Genomic DNA, 18,206 nt, shown 5'->3' on the forward strand with positions numbered 1-18,206 from the left:
GCGAGCCGTGAGGAGATCCGGGGAGCATGAGCGCGGACGGGCACCACACCAGCAAGGAAATCGTTGTCGAGGGGATCAGCACCCTCGACGAGCCCTCGGTCGAGTGGGGCTGGCACCAGCACAGCAGGAAGGTCGGGCTGCCCGTGGGCGGGTTCTTTGTCCTGTTCCTCCTGGCCATGCTGTTCGGCAACCACATCGGCAAGGTCGAGGACATCTGGCTGGTGAGCATCGCCGCGTTCCTGGCCATCTGGATGTTCCTCTCGCTGCGCCCCAAGAAGGACGACACCCTCAAGAAGGCCAAGATCTACGAGGTTCCCGCCGATCACTATTCCGTGGTCGAAGCGGCCTCGTCAGGCGCGGTCGGGACCCGTTCCGCAGAGAAGGCCCCCGCCAAGGCCTGACCTACGGTCACACGGACGTCAGCCGCCCCCGCGACTATCGCGGGGGCGGCTCTTGTCATCCCGGGACCGATCTCAACCCGGGGTTCTACCCATCCCGCGGCTTGACTCATCCCCCTGTTGCGGGGCTCAGCCCTCCGCGGCCAGCTGACCGCAGGCGGCGGAGATCTCCTGGCCCCTGGTGTCGCGGACCGTACAGGACACCCCGGACCGCTGCACCGCGGCCTGGAACGCGTCCTGCTGCGGCTTGGGGCTGGCGTCCCACTCGCTGCCGGGCGTCGGGTTGAGTGGGATCAGGTTGACGTGGGCCATGTGGCCGAGGCGCTTGGCGAGCAGTCGCCCGAGCATCTCCCCCCGCCAGGTCTGATCGTTGACGTCACGGATCAGCGCGTACTCGATCGACACCCGTCGCCCGGTGGCGTCGGCGTAGTGACGCGCGGCGTCGAGGACCTCGGAGATCGGCCAGCGGTTGTTGACCGGGACGAGGGTGTCGCGCAGCTCGTCGTCAGGGGTGTGCAGCGAGACGGCCAGCGTCACCTGCAGTCCCTCTTCGGCCAACTTGTGGATGGCGGGGACGACCCCCACCGTCGACACGGTGACCGAGCGCTGGGACAGGCCGAATCCGTACGGCGGCGGCGAGACGATCCCGCGGACGGCTGTCAGGACCCGCTTGTAGTTGGCCAGCGGCTCCCCCATCCCCATGAACACGACATTGGACAGGCGGCCCGGGCCACCAGGCACCTCGCCGTCCCGCAGTGCCCGGGCTGCCACCCGCACCTGCTCGAGGATCTCCGCGGCCGACAGGTTGCGCTCCAGCCCGGCCTGGCCGGTGGCGCAGAACGGGCAGGCCATGCCGCACCCCGCCTGGCTCGAGATGCACAGGGTCGCACGATCGGGATACCGCATGAGCACGCTCTCCACGAGCGTCCCGTCGTGCAGCTTCCACAGGGACTTGCGCGTGTTGCCGTCGTCGGCGGTGATGTCCCGCACCGAGGAGGCCAGGCTGGGGAACAATGCCGCGCCGACCTGCTCACGCAGCGCGGCGGGCAGGTCCGTCATAGCGACCGGGTCCCCCTCGAGGCGCGAGAAGTACTGGTGTGCGAGCTGCTTGCCCCGGAACGCGGGGACCCCGAGGTCACCCATCGCCGCTGTCCTGCCCTCGGCATCGAGGTCGGCGAAGTGGCGGGGCGGGAGGCCCCGGCGGGGGGCGTCAAAGACGAGCGGTAGAGGTATAGCCATGATGGCAGCCATTGTGTCAGAAACCGGTCCCGACGACACACCGCCAGCGGATGCCGACGACCAGGTGGAGGGAATAGAGTTCTGCCATGGCTACGCGTTCGCACGATCCAGTAGATCCCCAGCAGCCCGACTCCGCCGCGAGAGCGTCAGAGGTCGCCCCGCTCGAGGACACCCACGCCTCGGCGCCCGCGACGGTTTCGACCGAGGACTCCAGGGACCGCCGAAGTAGGGACGTCGAGCTCCCGGACTCCGCCGGCGGCAAGCTGGGTTCGGCATGGGTCGGCCTGGTGCTCGGCGCGCTCGTGACGATCCTGCTGCTGATCTTCATCGCGCAGAACACGGAGTCGACCGACGTCAACTTCCTGGGGTGGCAGTTCAGTCTCCCGCTGGGGGTCCTGATCCTCTTCGCCGCCATCGCCGGCGCGCTCATCATGGCGTTGTTCGCGGGGTTCCGCATCCTGCAGCTGCGCATGCGGGCTCGCAAGATGCGCAAGATCTCCGCGCACCGACACTGATCGCCTGCGTCCCCCGCAGCTGTCCGGGTCGGTCACCGCCTCCGTGTCAGGTCGGAATGACGTAGGTGAAGACGATCCACACCACGACAGCCGTGGGCAGCACGGAGTCGAGGCGGTCCATGAAACCGCCGTGCCCGGGCAGCATGGTGCCCATGTCCTTGATCCCGAGGTCGCGCTTGACCTGGGACTCGATGAGGTCGCCCAGCGTCGCCGTGAACACGGTGAGGACGCCGAGCAGGACGCCCTTGAGGAAGTTGTCGTCGAACAGCAGTATCACCACGAGCGCCCCGCCGACGATCGCGAACAGCATCGACCCCGCGAAACCCTCCCAGGACTTCTTGGGGCTCACGGCGGGCGCCATCGGGTGTCTGCCGAACAGCACCCCCGCGACGTACCCGCCGACGTCGGAGCACACCACCAGCAGGATCAGTGCGACGACGCGTTGCGCCCCGTGATCGCCGTCGGAGAGCATCGCGCCGAGCACGCCCGGGACCGCGATCCACACCAGGACGAACACGGCGACCGAGACGTCCCGCAGGAAGTTCTGTGGCGCCGTGGTCAGCCCCGCCATCAGCAGGCGCCAGACCAGGACCACGACCGTGGTGGCGGCGAACGCCGCGAAGGCGCCCTTGGCCTCGGCGAAGAACGCGGCCAACACCATCGCCTGGCCGCCCAGCAGCAACGGCCACAGCGGGAGCCGGAACTGCGCCTGCCGTAGTCGTTTGAAGACCTCCCAGGTCCCGATTGCCACCGCAGCCGCGGCGACCAGGTACCAGGCTCTGGGGTTGAACGCGATGCTCGCGATCACGAGCGCGCCCAGTCCGACACCCACGGGGATGGCCCGGGTCAGGTCCCGGCCCGCCCGCGACGGAGGGGCAGCGGCCGCGGCGGTGGGCCCGGGCGGGCCGGGCGGAGCGATGTCCACGGCGTTCTCCTCGGATCTGACGGTGGTGGGCGGCGGCGGTGACGGAGGTCAGACCTCCATCAAGTCGCCTTCCTTGGCCTTGACGAGCTCGTCGACCTCGGCTACGAAGCGGGAGGTGAGCTTGTCGAGCTCCTTCTCGGCGGCGTTGACCTCGTCCTCGCCCGCCTCGCCGTCCTTGTCGATGCGCTTGAGCTCGTCCATCGCCTTGCGCCGGACGCCACGCACCGCGATGCGGCCGTCCTCCGCCTTGGCCTTGGCCTGCTTGACCAGGTCGCGACGCCGCTCCTCGGTGAGCTGCGGCACCGTCACCCGCATGACCTGGCCGTCGTTGGTCGGGTTCACGCCGAGGTCCGAGTTGCGGATGGCCTTCTCGATGGGGCCCATCTGGGACATCTCGTAGGGCTTGATGATGAGCATCCGGGGCTCGGGCACCGCGATGCTGGCCATCTGGGTGATGGGGGTCATGGTGCCGTAGTACTCGCAGAGCACCCGGTTGAACATGCCGGGGTTGGCGCGACCGGTACGGATGGCGGTGAGCTCGTCACGGACGTGTTCGATGGCCTTCTCCATCTTCTCCTCGGCCTCGAGCAGCGTGTCGTCGATCATGTGAATGCCTTCCGGTTTCTCGTGACTTCAAGTGGCGGGACCGGCGGTCAGGCCGGGCTGGTGACCAGGGTGCCGATCTCCTCACCGGCGACGGCGCGCGCGATGTTGCCCTCGGTGAGCATGTTGAAGACCAGGATGGGCATGTTGTTGTCCATGCAGAGGCTGAACGCGGTCGCGTCGGCGACCTTGAGCCCACGCTCGAGGCACACTCGGTGCTCGATCCGGGTGAAGAGCTCAGCATCGGGATTCGTCCGCGGATCGTCCGAGTACACCCCGTCGACGGCCTTGGCCATGAGTAGCACGTCCGCCTTGATCTCCAGCGCACGCTGGGCCGCGGTGGTGTCCGTGGAGAAGTAGGGCATGCCCATTCCCGCGCCGAAGATCACCACGCGCCCCTTCTCCAGGTGCCGCTCGGCGCGCAGGGGGATGTACGGTTCGGCGACCTGACCCATGTGGATGGCGGTCTGGACCCGGGTGGACACGCCCGCCTGCTCGAGGAAGTCCTGCAGGGCCAGGCAGTTCATCACGGTCCCGAGCATGCCCATGTAGTCGCTGCGCGCGCGGTCCAGGCCGCGCTGCTGGAGCTGGGCGCCGCGGAAGAAATTGCCGCCACCGATGACGATCGCGATCTGAGCTCCCGTCCGGGAGACCTCCGCGATCTGCCGGGCGACGGACTGCACCACGTCGGGATCGATCCCCACGCCGCCGCCGCCGAACATCTCGCCGCCGAGCTTGAGCATCACTCGCTTGTAGCCGTCCCGCGGGTCGGTCATCGTTCTCCTCGTCCCGGACGGATCACGCCCGTCTCGTGCGTCCACGCCCTCGACGCCGTCGCCGAGGAACTGTGCGGCCCATGGTGGGACCTCGTCTATTCTGCCCTATCCGCACAGCGGCCACGCCGGAGCCCACGGGCCGACCGTCGATCCGCCCCGACATACGCCGACGGCGGCACCCGGACACCCGGGTACCGCCGTCGATGACCCACCCGCGGATGCGGGTGAAAGGCCGGATCAGGCCTGACCGACCTCGAAACGGAGGAAGGCCGAGACCGTGGCGCCAGCCTCGGCGAGCTGCTTGCCGACGGTCTTCTTGCTGTCGGTGACCGACGCCTGGTCCAGCAGCACGACGTCCTTGTAGAAGCCGTTCAGGCGGCCCTCGACGATCTTCTGGAGAGCCTGCTCGGGCTTGCCCTCCTCGCGGGCGGTGGCCTCGGCGATCTCGCGCTCCTTGGCCACGATGTCGGCGGGGACCTCGTCGCGGGTGACGTACTGGGCCTTGAGCGCGGCGATCTGCATCGCGGCGGAGCGCGCGGCGGTCTCGGCGCCCTCGCCCTCGCCCTGGTAGGCCACCATGACGCCGACGGCCGGCGGGAGGTCGGAGGAGCGCTTGTGGAGGTAGACCGCGACGGGGCCGTCGAGCTTGCCCACGCGACGCAGGACCAGCTTCTCGCCGGACTTGGCGGAGAACGACACGACCGCGTCGGCGACCGTGGAGCCCTCGAGCTCGGCGGCGTTGAGCGCGTCCAGGTCGGAGATGCCCTGGGCGGCGGCAACCGCGACGATCTTGTCGGCGAGAGCGATGAACTCGGCGCTCTTGGCCACGAAGTCGGTCTCGGAGTTGACCTCGATCATGACGCCGTCCTTGACGGCGACCAGACCCTCGGCGGTGGTGCGCTCAGCGCGCTTGCCGACGTCCTTGGCACCCTTGATGCGCAGGACCTCGACGGCCTTGTCAAAGTCTCCGTCGGTCTCCTCGAGGGACTTCTTGCAGTCCATCATCCCGGAGCCGGTGAGCTCACGCAGACGCTTGACGTCGGCAGCGGTGTAGTTCGCCATGGTGGGGCGACCCTCCTTGTAGGGGTTCGTGATGTGTGTGAAGAAAGTTGACGCCGGTCGGCGGGCGCGATGGCTTCCACCCTAGACGCCTGAGCGTCCGGGGGCGCCTCGCCCTCCATCACCGACACGTCGGGCCCGGCCCCCGGGATATCCCCTACTGGGGATCGTGGCGGCCGGGCCCGACGGTGCTCGAGCTGGTGGCGGGCTATCAGGCCTCGGTGGCCTCGGCGGCGGGGGCCTCCGTGGTGGCGGCCTCGGCGGCGGGCGCCTCGGTCGCGGCGGCCTCGGCGGCAGGCGCCTCGGTCGTAGCAGCCTCGGCGGCCGGCTCGGTCGCGGGCGCGGCGGTCTCGCCGGTCACCTGGTCGAGCTGCTCGGCCTCCCACTCGGCGAGCGGCTCGGCCTCTTCGCCGGTGCCCTTGCGGGCCTGCGAACGGGCCTTGAGACCCTCAGCCACGGCGGAGGCGATGACGCGGGTCAGCACGCCGACGGAGCGGATCGCGTCGTCGTTCGCCGGGATCGGGTAGTCGACCAGGTCCGGGTCACAGTTGGTGTCCAGGAGTGCGACGACCGGGATGCCCAGCTTGCGGGCCTCGCCGACGGCGATGTGCTCCTTGTTGGTGTCGACGATCCACACCACGGAAGGAACCTTGGTCATGTCACGCATGCCACCGAGCGTGCGCGCCAGCTTGGTCATCTCACGCGTGAGCATGAGAATCTCCTTCTTGGTGCGACCCTCGAAGCCACCCGCCTGCTCCATCGCCTCGAGCTCCTTGAGTCGGAGGAGGCGCTGGTGCACGGTCTGGAAGTTGGTGAGCATGCCACCGAGCCAGCGCTGGTTGACCCAGGGCATCCCGACCTTGGCGGCCTCTTCGGCGATGGCCTCCTGGGCCTGCTTCTTGGTGCCGACGAACAGGACCGTGCCGCCGTGGGCGACGGTCTCCTTGACGAACTCGTACGCCTGATCGATGTACGTCAGCGTCTGCTGCAGGTCGATGATGTAGATGCCGTTACGGTCGGTGAAGATGAACCGCCGCATCTTCGGGTTCCAACGACGGGTCTGGTGACCGAAGTGAGCGCCCGCATCGAGCAACTGCTTCATGGAGATAACTGCCATGGATTCTTGAGGGCTAATCCGGCTTGAGAGCAGCCGGACCGCGAGGCCCTCGTCCTCGCTTTCTGATCGTGTTCCGGGTTGTGCCCATCAGCCGGTTGGCATCGGGCCCTGGTGTCCGCGCCGGACCGAACCCCCGTCGGACGGGGGCACCTACAGGTCCGGTGTCCGAGTGGCCTGGGTTACCCACCCAGGGTCCGGATGCGTCGCCGGCAACGGAGACGCAGGACACGCGAAGTCAATCGACGTCAGTCGACCGCATCGTTCACCTTAACGTGTCAACCCCTCTCAGCCAACACGGGCTGACGGTCTGTGAATGGTCGTCGAGCCTGTCCACAGCGGTCGTCGGCGGGCTGACACCCGGGCGTGCGGGGGATGTACTGATGGACATGACGCCGACGACCGGGAATCCCGCTCCCCCGCGACGCCGCGTAATGGTGGTGGGGACAGCCGTGGCGGTCCTCGCCGTCGTCCCCTCGGCGGCAGCCGGCCCGGAACCGTCACGACAGGACCTGCGGGGCCCGCTCCCCGGTTCGGCGTCGGTGGTCACCCCGTTCGATCCGCCCGCTCGGCGCTGGCTGTCCGGGCACCGGGGGGTGGACCTGGCGGCCACACCGCTGGCCGTGGTCCGGGCCCCGGCCGACGGCGGCGTGCTCTTCGCCGGCGCGGTCGGCGGGCGGCCGGTGCTCTCGATCGACCACGGCGCGGGCCTGCGGACCACCTACGAACCCGTGCGGGCCACCGTCCGGGCGGGAGACCAGGTGGTCGCGGGCGACGTGGTGGGACATGTGCTCGCCGGCCACCCCGGGTGCCCGGTCAGTGCGTGCCTGCACTGGGGCGCGCGCATCGCGGCGGGTGGGGTGTCGGGCGACGACGACGAGTACGCCGATCCGCTGAGTCTGTTGGCCGTGGCCGAACGACCGATCCGGCTCAAACCCACACGCCCCGGCGACGGCGCAGGCTGATCCACGCATCGGCCATCGCGGTCACGCTCTGGGGTGGGCGCCTCGATAGGCGGAACGCAGGCGTTCGGCGGATACGTGCGTGTAGATCTGCGTGGTCGCCGGGGTCGAATGCCCCAGGAGTTCTTGAACGTGGCGCAGATCTGCGCCACCTTCCAGAAGGTGCGTGGCCGAACTGTGCCGGAGCGCGTGCGGCGAGATGCGCGGCGAGCCGGGCGTGGCCGCCGTGACCTCGTTGACGATCCGTCGCGCGGCGCGCGGATCGAGCCTGCCTCCCCGGGCTCCGAGCAGCAGGGCCGGGCCGGAGTCCGCCGTGGCCAGTCCGGGTCGTCCCCCGTCGAGCCACGTGCGCAGAGCTCGCTGCGCAGGCGGGCCGTAGGGCACCGCGCGTTCCCTGTCGCCTTTGCCCACCACCCTCAGGAGTCGTCTCTCCGCGTCGATGTCGTCCACGTCCAGGCCGACCAGCTCCGCCACGCGGATGCCGCAGGAATACAGCAGCTCCACCACCAACCTGTCGCGGAGCGCGATCGGATCCCCCTCTTCCGCCCCGAGCTCGGTGGTCCGCATCGTCTCGGCGGCCTGCACCCGGTTGAGGACCTCGGGAAGGTGGCGCTGCGCCCGGGGCGATTCCAGCCTGGCCGCGACATCGGTGGGAAGGAGCCCCCTGCGCGAGGCCCAGGTGGTGAACGATCGGGCGGCGGCCACCCGGCGGGCGACGGTCGACCGGGCCGCACCCGCTCCGACCTGAGCGGCCAGCCAGCCGCGGAGCGCGGGAAGGGTGAGGGCGTCGGCGAGGTCGGCGGCCGTGGCCGGCCCGCCCCAGTTGTCGCCGCCACCATCACCGTCACCGTCGCCGTCACCGTCACCCACACCCTCACCGTCGCCGTCATCGGCGGCGGCGGCGGCGAGGTGCGCGAGCAGGGCCCGCACATCGGAGCGGTACGACCTGGCGGTGGCCGCCGAGAGGGAACGGCCGGTCCGGAGGTCCGCGACGTAGTCGTCCACGACGGCCTCGAGAGGAGCCGGTAGGTCCCGGCCCCCCGCCTCTGCCGCGCTCCCCCGTCTCATGAGTACCGATTGTCACTTGTGCCACTTGGCCGCGCAAGCCCGGGCCTGGCGTCTCCGGGCGTTCAGCCCACCGGGATCGTCAGTTGAAGCCCTCCGTCCCCCGACCTGCGCCACCCTTCCGGTCCACGGACTGCCGCGCCCGCCGAGAGCAGCCGCCCGAGGACCGCCCGCGTGGCGGCCGGCGCGATCCCGGCCGATGCGGCGATCTCCGCCGGTGCCGCCCCGCCGGTCGTGGGCATCGCCTCGAGAACCCGGCGGGTCACGTCGTCCAATCCGTCCCAGGAGTTCGCGTCCCCGGCGGGCGGTGGCGCCGTCTCGCCCATCTTCCCGGCCAACTCCACCACGTCGGCGGCCCGTCCGATGAGCACGGCTCCCCGGTCGCGGACCAGGAGGTGGCACCCGACCGACGCGACAGAGGTCACCGGGCCGGGAACAGCACCAACAGGCCGGTCCAGCGCCGACGCCCACGCGGCGGTGCTCAGGGCCCCGCTCCGGGCGGCCGCCTCGACCACGATCGTCGCGCCGGAGAGCGCCGCGATGAGCCGGTTCCTGTCGAGGAACCGATACCTCGTCACCCCGGTGCCCGGAGCCTGGGCCGAGATCACGGCCCCGGACTCCGCGACGGCCCGCAGCAACCCGTCGTTGCCCCGCGGGTAGAGCCGGTCGACCCCGCCGGCGAGCACCGCGACCGTGGAGCCACCCACCCCGAGGACGGCCCGGTGGGCCGCCGCGTCGATCCCGAACGCGCCGCCCGACACCACGGTGAAGTCCTCCGCCGAGACCCCCGCACAGAGATCGGCGGTCACCCCGCGCCCGTACGAGGTGGGCGCACGGGTTCCCACCACGGCAACAGCTCTACCGAGTGATTCCGCGGGATCGGCGGGACCCCGCCACCACAGACCGAGTGGCCGGAGGGCCGTTTCCACCCCACCCTGACCGCCTCGCCGTCGCCGGCGCGGACGGTCCAGCGGCTCGAGCGCCCGGGTGGGCCACCCGGGGTCTCCCGGGACCAGCAGGCGGGCACCCACCGCCGCGGCCGCGTCCATGAGTTGCGCGGCGTCCACCCTGGTCCGCCGGGACTCGGTCTGGCCGCAGAGCGCGTCGCCGACGCGTCCGGCGCGGATGCGGTCACCGGCCTCGACGGGCCCCACGGCGTCGATGAGGTCCCACAACTCGGCGGTGGGTCGTTCGCTGACCGCGCCCAGGTAGGCATAGGCCAACCGGTCCTCGGGTGACAACGTCGCCTCGTCTGTCCCCATCAGTCCTCTCCCCTCAACACCGTCTGTCCCCATCGGTCCTCTCCCCTCAACACCGTCAGTCCCCATCAGTCCTCTCCCCTCAACACCAGCGCCTCGGCCACGTGCGGCTCACCGGGTATCCCGGCCCCGTTCAGGTCGGCGATCGTCCACGCCAACCGCAGGCAACGGTCCACCCCGCGGGGGGACAACACCCCGTGCGCGAGGGCACGGTTCAGCGGTCGCAGCGCCCGCGGGTCGAGGCCACGCACGGTCCGCAGCACCCTCCCCGGGACGTCGGCGTTGGCGCGCGCGCTGGTTGCACCCGGGCAGTCCGCCCACCTCTCCGCGGCTGCCGCTCTCGCCGTCGCCACCCGGGCCCTGACCGCGGCGCTGTCCTCCCCTTCCCCCACCGCGAACAACCCGGACCCCAGTGGCAGCGTGCGGGCCGAGATGTCCACCCGATCGCGTAGCGGCCCGGTCAGCGACCTCCCGTAGCGGCGACGGGCGTCGGCAGTGCACGAGCAATCCGCCGGGCGCGCACTCCCGCACGGGCAGTCGTTGGCCGCCATCACCAGTTGGAAGCGTGCCGGGAAGACGGAGACGCCGTCCCGTCGGGCGATCCGCACCTCCCCGTCCTCCATCGGTGTCCTCAGGCAGTCGAGGACCCGGCCGGAGAACTCTGCGCACTCGTCCAGGAACAACACCCCGCGATGGGCGAGGGTCGCAGCACCGGGCCGGGCGATATTGGTCCCGCCGCCGACGAGGGCCGCGGTCGACGCGGTGTGATGGGGCGCCACGAACGGCGGTCGCCGCAGTAGCGGGTCGTGGTCCGGCAGTCGGCCCATCACCGAGTGGATCGCGGTGGCCTCGAGCGATTCCCGCTCCCCGAGGTCCGGCAGCAGGCCGGGAAGCCGGCGGGCCAGCATGGTCTTGCCGGTGCCGGGAGCGCCCCGCAGGAGCACTGCGTGCCCACCGGCCGCCGCGACCTCGACCGCACGGCGGCAGTCGTCCTGCCCGTGGACCTCGGCGAGGTCCGACCCGTCCTCTGGCCTCCCGCCCGGCGGCTCGGGCGCGTCCGTGACCAGGCCGCCCATGCCCCGGCTCCACGCCGCGATCATCCCCAGCGACTCCGCCCCCGCGGTGTCGATCCCGGTCACCAGCCGCGCCTCCGCCAGATTCGCCGCCGGGACCACCGCCCGCCCCAGCCCGGCATCCCGTGCCGCCAGCACCGCCGGAAGCACCCCCCGTACGGGTTTCACCCGGCCGTCGAGCGCGAGCTCCCCCACCAGCAGGGTCCCCTCGAAGCAGCCGGACGGCAGCTCACCCGACGCGATGAGAGCGCCGATCGCGAGGGGGAGGTCGAACCCTGACCCCCGTTTGGGGAGGGCAGCGGGCGAGAGGGAGAGCACCACCTTCCCGGCGGGCCAGGTCAATCCGGTGTTGATCACCGCCGCCCGCATCCGGTCCCGCGACTGCAGCACCGCCTTGTCGGGCATCCCCACGATGCTCACGCCCGGCAGCCCTCGCCCGACGTCCGCCTCGACCTCCACCAACTGGCCGCCGATCCCCGACAACGTCACCGCCCACGTCCGTCCGAGCGCCACGGCTACAGCACGTCCTCGAAGATCTCGAGACGCGGCCGGGAGGGGTCCGCGAGGTCGACCCCGACCACGTCAAAGCAGACCTGACGCCAGCTGCCCGGATTCGCCGCCAACCACTCGGCCGCCAGCCTGCGGAGCCGGCGTCGCTTGTCCGCGGTCACCGATTCCGCCGGCGAGCCGAAGCCGGTCCCCGTCCGGGTCCGGACCTCCACGAAACGCAACCGACCCTGCGGATCGAGTACCACCAGGTCCAGCTCGCCGGCCCTACAGCGCCAGTTCCGGCTGATCACCACGCCCCCACGCGCCTCGATCAACCCGGCGGCGTGGGCCTCCCCGATCGCCCCCGTCCGACGGCGCCGATCTCCCCCCTCCGCGCCGGTGACCGATCCCACCCTGTCCCCCGCCATCGCCAGCCCCTCCCCGGCGACCCGGCCCATCCGGGTCGCCGGGGCTCACGCTGCCCGACGACAGCGGCCCGATCCGCGGGTAGCGGACCGGGCCGGGGGCGACCTGTGGAGGCGCCAGGGCTGTGGAAGAAGAGCCGTCCGGACATATTCCGGGAGGCGGAGTTCGGGCTTGTCCAGCTCCTCGATGTTGACATCAGAGTTCTGCGGCCAAATGGCCCACCCGCACCCGGTCGTAGGCCTCCAGCGGCTCTACCGCGTCGATAAGGGCGCGTTCCCTGGATCGCCAGGCCCTGAGGCGCCGGTCGTAGCAGCAGCAGCCTCGGCCTGGGCAGCCTCTTCCTCAGCGATGCGGGCCTCCACCACGATGTCGAGGGGGATGAAGATCCCGGAAAAATGCGGCGGCTCGCTGAGGTATTCGTTCGCGACGCGCGCCACCTGTACTCGGTCAGCGCCGTTTCGAACCAGCGGGCAGAGCGCGGCATCGAAGACGCCGTATCGAAGCCTGCTCGGGGCGAGGCGGCGGTGCGCCATGTCTCGGAGATCAAGGTCATCGGCGAGCGCCGCGATGATCTCGAAGGACCCCGTGAGCGCCCAAACCAGGAGGGTCTCGACGTGCCGCGGCTTCACGGCTGGCCAGGCGGCGGGATAAAGGTACTCGATCTCTTCCTCGCTCGTGCCTGCGATCCATGCGGCCAGCGCATCGCCGAGTGACTCGGCATTGACCTCCCGCAGGTCTTGGAGCTCCTCGAGGGTCGCTACGCATGCCTGTACGAGCCAGCGCAGGAGCCGCTCGTGGACGATGGGGTCAGGCGGGTCGGCTCGGAGAACACGTACGACGTCGTTCAGCTTGGCAGCGATGGCATCACGGAGCGCCAGGCATCCCTCCAACTTCAAGCCCGAGCGGTAAACAGCCGCCCGCAGGGCGGCATCCGGTAGTCGCTGACCAACGTGCGCCGCGTATTTGGAACCCCTGGCCAGGGTTGTGCTGCGATCCACCTGGGGAGAGGAAGTGCTGGACCAAAAGGTCCGCTGCAAGGCCTCCTCCAAGGCCCGCCTGAGGTCTCCATCGACCGGAGCCGATTCCGCCAGAGCCTCGATGGTGACGGCATTGATAATGTCCTTACCAGCGGAAACTAGCATCTGCTCAGGTGCACGCCGTTGAAGCTCATAGAGCGCCTTCGTAAGCGCGGTCTCGGTCGGCGGGAGGCCCTGGCGCATCGCTCGCCGCCACAGTCGAGCCTGGTCGTGGTCGCTGGTCATTACGACGAGCCGTCCGCTGGTGAACTTGCCGGCCCTCCCCGCACGTCCCTCGAGGTTGCGGAGGCGGGAAATGTCCGGGCGGCGCTCAGGGGTGCGCGGCGGGTACGCGGCAATGACCGTGCGCGCGGGAAAGTCGACCCCCTCCAAGAGCGTGGGAGTGCACACGATGCACCTCAGCAGCCCACCCTCTTGCCGAGCCGCCGACTCGATGGCCTGGCGGACGTCCCGGTGGACATCAGCGTGGTGGAGTCCGAAGCCGTTCCGCAACGCCATGGCCTCCACCGGGTACTTTCGCTCAATGGAGCCCGCGAGCTCGGCCAGGGCAGCGCGCGGCGGTCCGTGCTGGACGGTGTCGGCGGAAATCGTGTCGAGGAGTACTTGGGCGTAGGACTTGTTCTCCGTGAACACGACCACAAGACCGTCAGACGTCCACCTCTGCACAAGACCGGCAGCTTCATGCGGTCTTTCGCGGATCCAGCCATCGCCCTCGGTCTTCGCGCTCGGCTTGAGTTTGAAGACCGGCGTGGGGTCGGCACCTTCGGGCCAAAGGTATGCCAGACGCGCACGCGTTGGCTTGGTCTCCAGGTCGCCGCGGATGTACACGTGCCGCTCCAGCCAGGCGGGACGCCAGGCGGACTCTAGCGAGTCACCGTTCACCCAGTTCGCGATGGCGTTGACGTCGGAGAACTGGCTGGCCAACAGGACTACGCGGATGCCGCGCCGTAGCGCCTTGGCGATGAGGAGCTCCAGCGTGGCGCCGCGCGGACCACTGTCCACGGTATGTGCCTCGTCTACGATGAGCAGCCTGATCTCCTCCAAGTCGATGCCACCGTCGTCGGTCATCGCTCGGCGCCAATCGAGGTCTAGTCGTTCGGGGGTCACCACCGCCACCCCTGGGCCATCGAGGACTCCTCCGGTTGAGGGGAGGTCGGTGTCATAGTCGAGTCCGCCCTGCGAGGACCGGACGTCGACGTCAGCCGGCAGTCCTTCGCGCAGGTCGCGATAGAGCTGACTGACGAGAGCGCGTGTTGGCGCGATGACGGCAACTACTCCGTCAGGGTTGCGGTCGATCGTGTCGGCGGCAACCAATTCCATGAGGGTGGTCTTGCCTGCGCTCGTGGGCATTTTGATTGCGAGAGACCGCTGTGCTGGGTCCAGCAGACCGCCGCGTACTGCGTCGGCCTGAGACGGCCAGAAGGCGTGGCGGCCAATGCGACGCATTCGGTCAACCACGTGCCTCACCGCAACGCCGGTAGCCCCCTTGGCCACGGTCATGGTCAGCGGGTGCCGGTGAATGCGGTGAATGAGGGCGGCCGCGACGTGCTGGGCCGCCTCAAGCAGGTCCGCGCCAAGATTGGTGGCCGCCTCGAGGCGCTCACGCAAGCGGTGGGGAGGTACTTGGAGGTCTAGGACTTCGCGGGCCGCATCGGCGAAGTCTGCTAGCGGACGACCGTCAAGCGTGCCTCGGGCGCGCCCGAGGGCGCCGGTCAGAAGTTCTGCGAGGCCTCGAACATCGGGGTCGCGCTCGGTGGCTGCCATTCTGGCGCGCGCCAGTCCGAGGCCGTCTTCGTCAGCGAGGTACCAAAGGCTCGACTCGAGGATGGTGTGGAGCGGGGTGGGCGCCGAGGTGCTGGCGGCACGGGAGGCCACCTCGGGACTGATGAGGCCTGAGATGCCCGGCGCGGCGCCTGGGCTTACAAGCGTGGAGGCGCCCCCGGTTAGATCGGCGTAGGTGAGCTTCCCTGCGGCTCCGAAGATCCTACTTAGGGTCTCTTCGTAGTCCATAACGGTGACGACATGCAACTGTGTGACGGGAGGGGAGCCCGGCCAGCGTTCCTCGATTTTCGCCGTCGGCACCCGGTCCTCTCCGACTACCGCGACTGCGTGACGCAAGTGCGGCGGAAGGTGGGCGTTGGGGTCGATTAACCGGCCTAGGTGCTGGGCCGCCGCGAAGGCAAAGTGTCGCCTGTGGTCCGGATGCGCGTGCATGAGCTGAACGCCAGCCGCCCACCCCTCTGCGCAGTACTGCTCGGTAAGCCCCTTCACGCTCGATTCGATCGCGCCGAGCACCGCCGCTGGAGTGCCGATCAAGCGCCACTTGGCCTCGACGATCACGGGTTCGACGTCCTCGCCCTGGGTGATGGTCAGGCAGAGGTTGTCCGGGCCCTGCACGGTCGCCTTGGCCACCGGTTTGGCCAATTGGAGCTTGCTGAAGGGCACGGTGCGGCCCATCCGGGTGCTGTAAATGCCGTGGGCGATCATCTCGCCGAAGTCACCCTTGCGTGTGGTGCCCTCCTCTGAGGGAACCTTGTCTCTCACTCGGGCGTTGGGGTACGCCAAACGCATGGCGTCGGTAACGTAGGAACGACCGATAGCCACGGCAAGGGCGGGGATGTCGGAGAGTGCTACATCGAACGCCCACCGGTAGATGGTCAGTTGCCCATCGCATGCGGTCTCGGGGTGAGCCGTCATCCGGAGCTTTGCACCGAACTCCGTCGTCACAGCTCGGAGGTCGTCCGACGAGCTTTGCTGAGTAGCCTCAGTCGCAGCTTACCGATCCGGCTAGCGGGTGCGTGCCTGCCCGGCATCTTGAACCCCTTCAGCTCCTTCGGGGGCGCGGGCCAAAGCAACGCAGGGGGCTTCGCACCACCCGCAGTCACACAAACTTGCTCGACCACAGTCATGCAGCCATTCTCCCAGTCCGGACTGTCATTGGAACTCGACCGGCGCGCGGGGTTCGCGACTCCTCGGACTGGTTCATCAAGAACTCAGTCGTGAAAACGTGTAGTGCTTAGGTCCCATCATCGAGGAATGGAAAGTACACCTCGACCGGCAGTTGACAATACTAGCCACTCGGCTAGCCGGAACCTTGGCGCACTCGACGACATCGAGGACCTACCTTTATCGTGACCGAAACACAGACGGCCTTTGGTGACAAAACGAGCTTACAAGGGGAGCACCGCAGCCAGAGGGGGAATTGGGTGAAGCGTCGGCTCGGGTTTGACCGCACCCACTTGTTCGAATGAAAAAGTGGGCACCACGTGCTGATTGACGACGCGCCGATCGCTCAGGACTGTTGCTCGCGCGCGCCACGGCAACTATCCGAGCCCCTCCCCGGCCACCCGGCCGCTCCGGGTCGCTGGGGCTCACGCTGCCCCATGACAGCGACCCGATCCGCGGGTAGCGGACCGGGCCGGGGGCGACCTGTGGAGGCGCCAGGGCTGGGGAGGAAGTGCCGTTCGGCTCTACTCCGGAAGGCGGAGTTCGGGCTTGTCAAGCTCCTCGATGTTCACGTCCTTGAACGTGAGAACGCGGACGTACTTGACGAAACGCGCAGGTCGGTACATGTCCCACACCCACGCGTCAGACATACGGACGTCAAAATAAACCTCACCGTCGGCGGACCGCGGGATCAGTTCGACGGCATTGGCGAGATAGAAGCGCCGCTCCGTCTCGACGACGTAGGTGAACTGACCGACGATGTCGCGATACTCGCGGTAAAGCGAGAGCTCCATCTCGGTCTCGTAGTTCTCCAGATCCTCGGCGCTCATCTAGTACTGCTCCTCGAATGCGCCTGTGCGGCGCGACGGACGTTGGCGTACGACATTCTGTGGATGTCGCTGGGACCGAGCTGCTCGATCGCCCTGGCGTGACTCGCAGTGCTGTAGCCCTTGTGCGCCGCGAATCCGTAGCCCGGGTACCTCGAGTCGAGTTCCACCATAATCCGATCCCGCGTCACCTTCGCGAGGACACTCGCAGCGGCGATGGATGCGACCACCGCGTCACCCCCGATCACCGCGGTGGACTGGCATCCCAACCCGTCTACGGCGAACCCGTCGGTGAGGACGAAACCCGGCGCCGGGTCGAGTGCGGCCACAGCGCGACGCATCCCCTCGAGGTTGCACCGGTGAACTCCCCGCTCGTCGATCCGATCGGGACCGATCACCACCACCGATGCCGCTGCCGCCCGACGCAGCACGACATCGTGGAGCCGTTCCCGGGTGGCCGGGGAGAGCTTCTTGGAGTCGTCCAGGTCCGCGAGTTCGGGATGGACCCGGCCCCCCAGTACGCACGCAGCCACGACGAGCGGCCCCGCGCAGGACCCGCGCCCGGCCTCGTCCACGCCGGCCACGGGGCCGAGACCACGTCGACCGAGCGCTGCCTCGAGTGCCAGTCGGCCTTCTCGCCGCGTCACCCGTACCCGGCCGGGACCGACCCGGTTCACCCCGCGTGGATGTCCGGGGTGGAGATCGTCCCGATCCGGCTGAAGGGGAGGATGATCGCCTGCACCTTGCCGATGACGTTGCTGTCCGGGACCGTGCCCTGGAACTCGTCACCCATGTGGAAACGGGAGTCGGCGGAGTTGTTCCGATTGTCGCCCATCACCCAGTAGTTGCCCTCGGGGACGGTGATCGGACCGAATCCGCAGTTGAGCGGATTGCGGTTGATCGTCGGGTCCTCATTGAGGTAGGGCTCGTCGAGCGGCTGCCCGTCCACCAGGATCGCACCCTCCGGGGAGCATCCGCCCACCGTCTGTCCGCCGACGGCGATGACGCGCTTGACCATGTCGTTCTGGTCCGGCGGCACGATGCCGATGACCCCGCCGATGTTCTGCAGCGTCCGGATCACCGGATTGTCGGAACGGATCGACTGGTAATTCTGGTTCCAGGAATCGGGGCCCTCGAACACCACCACGTCCCCGGGCTCGGGGTCGGAGAACCGGTAGGTGATCTTGTCCACGAAGATCCGGTCGCCCGTGCACCCGGCGCACCCGTGCAACGTCGGTTCCATCGACTCCGACGGGATCTGATAGACCCGTCCGACGAAGGTCTGGAAGACGAACACCAGGACCAGCGCGATCACGACCAGAATCGGGATCTCGATATACCAGGGCTGGCCCTTCTTCCCGACGCCACGAGCCGGGGCCCCCGGCTCCCCGGGCCCCCGCGCGGGCGGGGTGGTTCCACGCAAATCAGTGCTGGGCACACCGCCCCGCCGGGTCGTTGTACCAACCCACCCTTCGGGGGAGTCTGCCCCCCCC

17 protein-coding genes are annotated in these 18,206 nt (G+C 69.2%); 3 read left to right on the top strand and 14 right to left on the bottom strand.

Translation table 11 applies throughout. The features are described 5' to 3' along the window. The first annotated feature begins 26 nt into the window (after window positions 1-26). On the top strand, window positions 27-401 hold the full coding sequence (locus tag R4P08_RS04195; RefSeq protein ID WP_317812501.1) for a DUF2631 domain-containing protein: 375 nt from the start codon (window positions 27-29) through the stop codon (window positions 399-401). Window positions 402-527: 126 nt separating this feature from the next. On the opposite strand, the gene rlmN is transcribed toward R4P08_RS04195, so the two are convergent. Then, window positions 528-1,637 (bottom strand): 23S rRNA (adenine(2503)-C(2))-methyltransferase RlmN, encoded by a 1,110-nt coding sequence (gene rlmN, locus R4P08_RS04200; RefSeq protein ID WP_317812502.1) that lies wholly within the window; start codon window positions 1,635-1,637, stop codon window positions 528-530. 86 nt (window positions 1,638-1,723) lie between these two features. On the opposite strand from rlmN, the gene R4P08_RS04205 reads away from it, so the two are divergent. Continuing rightward, a complete protein-coding gene (locus R4P08_RS04205; protein ID WP_317812503.1) occupies window positions 1,724-2,152 on the top strand; it encodes a lipopolysaccharide assembly LapA domain-containing protein in 429 nt (142 codons plus the stop codon). A gap of 46 nt (window positions 2,153-2,198) precedes the next feature. On the opposite strand, the gene R4P08_RS04210 is transcribed toward R4P08_RS04205, so the two are convergent. The 5 genes from R4P08_RS04210 to rpsB form a co-directional block, all read right to left on the bottom strand. Continuing rightward, window positions 2,199-3,077 carry a phosphatidate cytidylyltransferase gene (locus R4P08_RS04210; protein ID WP_317812504.1) on the bottom strand — a complete coding sequence of 293 codons (879 nt, stop codon included), beginning with the start codon at window positions 3,075-3,077 and terminating at the stop codon, window positions 2,199-2,201. Between the two features lie 48 nt (window positions 3,078-3,125). Beyond that, on the bottom strand, window positions 3,126-3,683 hold the full coding sequence (gene frr, locus R4P08_RS04215; RefSeq protein WP_317812505.1) for a ribosome recycling factor: 558 nt from the start codon (window positions 3,681-3,683) through the stop codon (window positions 3,126-3,128). 47 nt (window positions 3,684-3,730) lie between these two features. Beyond that, window positions 3,731-4,456: a UMP kinase gene (gene pyrH / locus R4P08_RS04220; protein WP_317812506.1), complete on the bottom strand. Its 726-nt coding sequence runs from the start codon at window positions 4,454-4,456 to the stop codon at window positions 3,731-3,733. A 237-nt stretch (window positions 4,457-4,693) separates the two neighbouring features. Continuing rightward, window positions 4,694-5,518 carry a translation elongation factor Ts gene (gene tsf / locus R4P08_RS04225; protein ID WP_317812507.1) on the bottom strand — a complete coding sequence of 275 codons (825 nt, stop codon included), beginning with the start codon at window positions 5,516-5,518 and terminating at the stop codon, window positions 4,694-4,696. 208 nt (window positions 5,519-5,726) lie between these two features. Then, the gene (gene rpsB, locus R4P08_RS04230) at window positions 5,727-6,632 is read right to left on the bottom strand and encodes a 30S ribosomal protein S2 (protein ID WP_317812508.1); all 906 of its coding nucleotides are present in this window, start codon (window positions 6,630-6,632) and stop codon (window positions 5,727-5,729) included. 386 nt (window positions 6,633-7,018) lie between these two features. On the opposite strand from rpsB, the gene R4P08_RS04235 reads away from it, so the two are divergent. Then, on the top strand, window positions 7,019-7,594 hold the full coding sequence (locus R4P08_RS04235) for a M23 family metallopeptidase (RefSeq protein ID WP_317812509.1): 576 nt from the start codon (window positions 7,019-7,021) through the stop codon (window positions 7,592-7,594). A 21-nt stretch (window positions 7,595-7,615) separates the two neighbouring features. Here the strand turns inward: R4P08_RS04235 and R4P08_RS04240 are convergent, their stop codons facing one another. The 8 genes from R4P08_RS04240 to lepB all read right to left on the bottom strand — a co-directional run bounded on the left by R4P08_RS04240 (window position 7,616) and on the right by lepB (window position 18,151). Then, complete coding sequence (locus R4P08_RS04240; RefSeq protein WP_317812510.1) at window positions 7,616-8,659, bottom strand: tyrosine recombinase XerC; 1,044 nt, start codon at window positions 8,657-8,659, stop codon at window positions 7,616-7,618. A 62-nt stretch (window positions 8,660-8,721) separates the two neighbouring features. After that, window positions 8,722-9,918 (bottom strand): DNA-processing protein DprA, encoded by a 1,197-nt coding sequence (gene dprA, locus R4P08_RS04245; RefSeq protein ID WP_317812511.1) that lies wholly within the window; start codon window positions 9,916-9,918, stop codon window positions 8,722-8,724. A gap of 65 nt (window positions 9,919-9,983) precedes the next feature. Continuing rightward, window positions 9,984-11,501, bottom strand: coding sequence for a YifB family Mg chelatase-like AAA ATPase (locus R4P08_RS04250; RefSeq protein ID WP_317812512.1), 1,518 nt, complete (start codon window positions 11,499-11,501; stop codon window positions 9,984-9,986). Between the two features lie 2 nt (window positions 11,502-11,503). After that, window positions 11,504-11,905 (bottom strand): YraN family protein, encoded by a 402-nt coding sequence (locus R4P08_RS04255; protein ID WP_317812513.1) that lies wholly within the window; start codon window positions 11,903-11,905, stop codon window positions 11,504-11,506. Window positions 11,906-12,154: 249 nt separating this feature from the next. Continuing rightward, complete coding sequence (locus R4P08_RS04260; RefSeq protein WP_317812514.1) at window positions 12,155-15,667, bottom strand: DEAD/DEAH box helicase; 3,513 nt, start codon at window positions 15,665-15,667, stop codon at window positions 12,155-12,157. 743 nt (window positions 15,668-16,410) lie between these two features. After that, window positions 16,411-16,716 (bottom strand): DUF2469 domain-containing protein, encoded by a 306-nt coding sequence (locus tag R4P08_RS04265; RefSeq protein WP_007632861.1) that lies wholly within the window; start codon window positions 16,714-16,716, stop codon window positions 16,411-16,413. Next, a complete protein-coding gene (locus R4P08_RS04270) occupies window positions 16,713-17,390 on the bottom strand; it encodes a ribonuclease HII (RefSeq protein WP_317812515.1) in 678 nt (225 codons plus the stop codon). The genes R4P08_RS04265 and R4P08_RS04270 overlap by 4 nt, the downstream gene beginning before the upstream one ends. Further along, window positions 17,387-18,151: a signal peptidase I gene (gene lepB, locus R4P08_RS04275; protein WP_411741154.1), complete on the bottom strand. Its 765-nt coding sequence runs from the start codon at window positions 18,149-18,151 to the stop codon at window positions 17,387-17,389. Before lepB ends, R4P08_RS04270 begins: the two co-directional genes overlap by 4 nt. Window positions 18,152-18,206 lie beyond the last annotated feature (55 nt).

The sequence above is a fragment of the Rhodococcus sp. IEGM 1408 genome, assembly GCF_033142235.1.
Taxonomy (GTDB): domain Bacteria; phylum Actinomycetota; class Actinomycetes; order Mycobacteriales; family Mycobacteriaceae; genus Dietzia.

What these genes read in the sequence shown, in the direction of transcription:
- rpsB (WP_317812508.1), bottom strand. Translation starts at nt 6,632, where the DNA reads ATGGCAGTTATCTCCATGAAGCAGTTGCTCGATGCGGGCGCTCACTTC.
- frr (WP_317812505.1), bottom strand. Translation starts at nt 3,683, where the DNA reads ATGATCGACGACACGCTGCTCGAGGCCGAGGAGAAGATGGAGAAGGCC.
- pyrH (WP_317812506.1), bottom strand. Translation starts at nt 4,456, where the DNA reads ATGACCGACCCGCGGGACGGCTACAAGCGAGTGATGCTCAAGCTCGGC.
- R4P08_RS04195 (WP_317812501.1), top strand. Translation starts at nt 27, where the DNA reads ATGAGCGCGGACGGGCACCACACCAGCAAGGAAATCGTTGTCGAGGGG.
- R4P08_RS04255 (WP_317812513.1), bottom strand. Translation starts at nt 11,905, where the DNA reads ATGGCGGGGGACAGGGTGGGATCGGTCACCGGCGCGGAGGGGGGAGAT.
- rlmN (WP_317812502.1), bottom strand. Translation starts at nt 1,637, where the DNA reads ATGGCTATACCTCTACCGCTCGTCTTTGACGCCCCCCGCCGGGGCCTC.
- R4P08_RS04240 (WP_317812510.1), bottom strand. Translation starts at nt 8,659, where the DNA reads ATGAGACGGGGGAGCGCGGCAGAGGCGGGGGGCCGGGACCTACCGGCT.
- R4P08_RS04265 (WP_007632861.1), bottom strand. Translation starts at nt 16,716, where the DNA reads ATGAGCGCCGAGGATCTGGAGAACTACGAGACCGAGATGGAGCTCTCG.
- tsf (WP_317812507.1), bottom strand. Translation starts at nt 5,518, where the DNA reads ATGGCGAACTACACCGCTGCCGACGTCAAGCGTCTGCGTGAGCTCACC.
- dprA (WP_317812511.1), bottom strand. Translation starts at nt 9,918, where the DNA reads ATGGGGACAGACGAGGCGACGTTGTCACCCGAGGACCGGTTGGCCTAT.
- R4P08_RS04205 (WP_317812503.1), top strand. Translation starts at nt 1,724, where the DNA reads ATGGCTACGCGTTCGCACGATCCAGTAGATCCCCAGCAGCCCGACTCC.
- R4P08_RS04235 (WP_317812509.1), top strand. Translation starts at nt 7,019, where the DNA reads ATGACGCCGACGACCGGGAATCCCGCTCCCCCGCGACGCCGCGTAATG.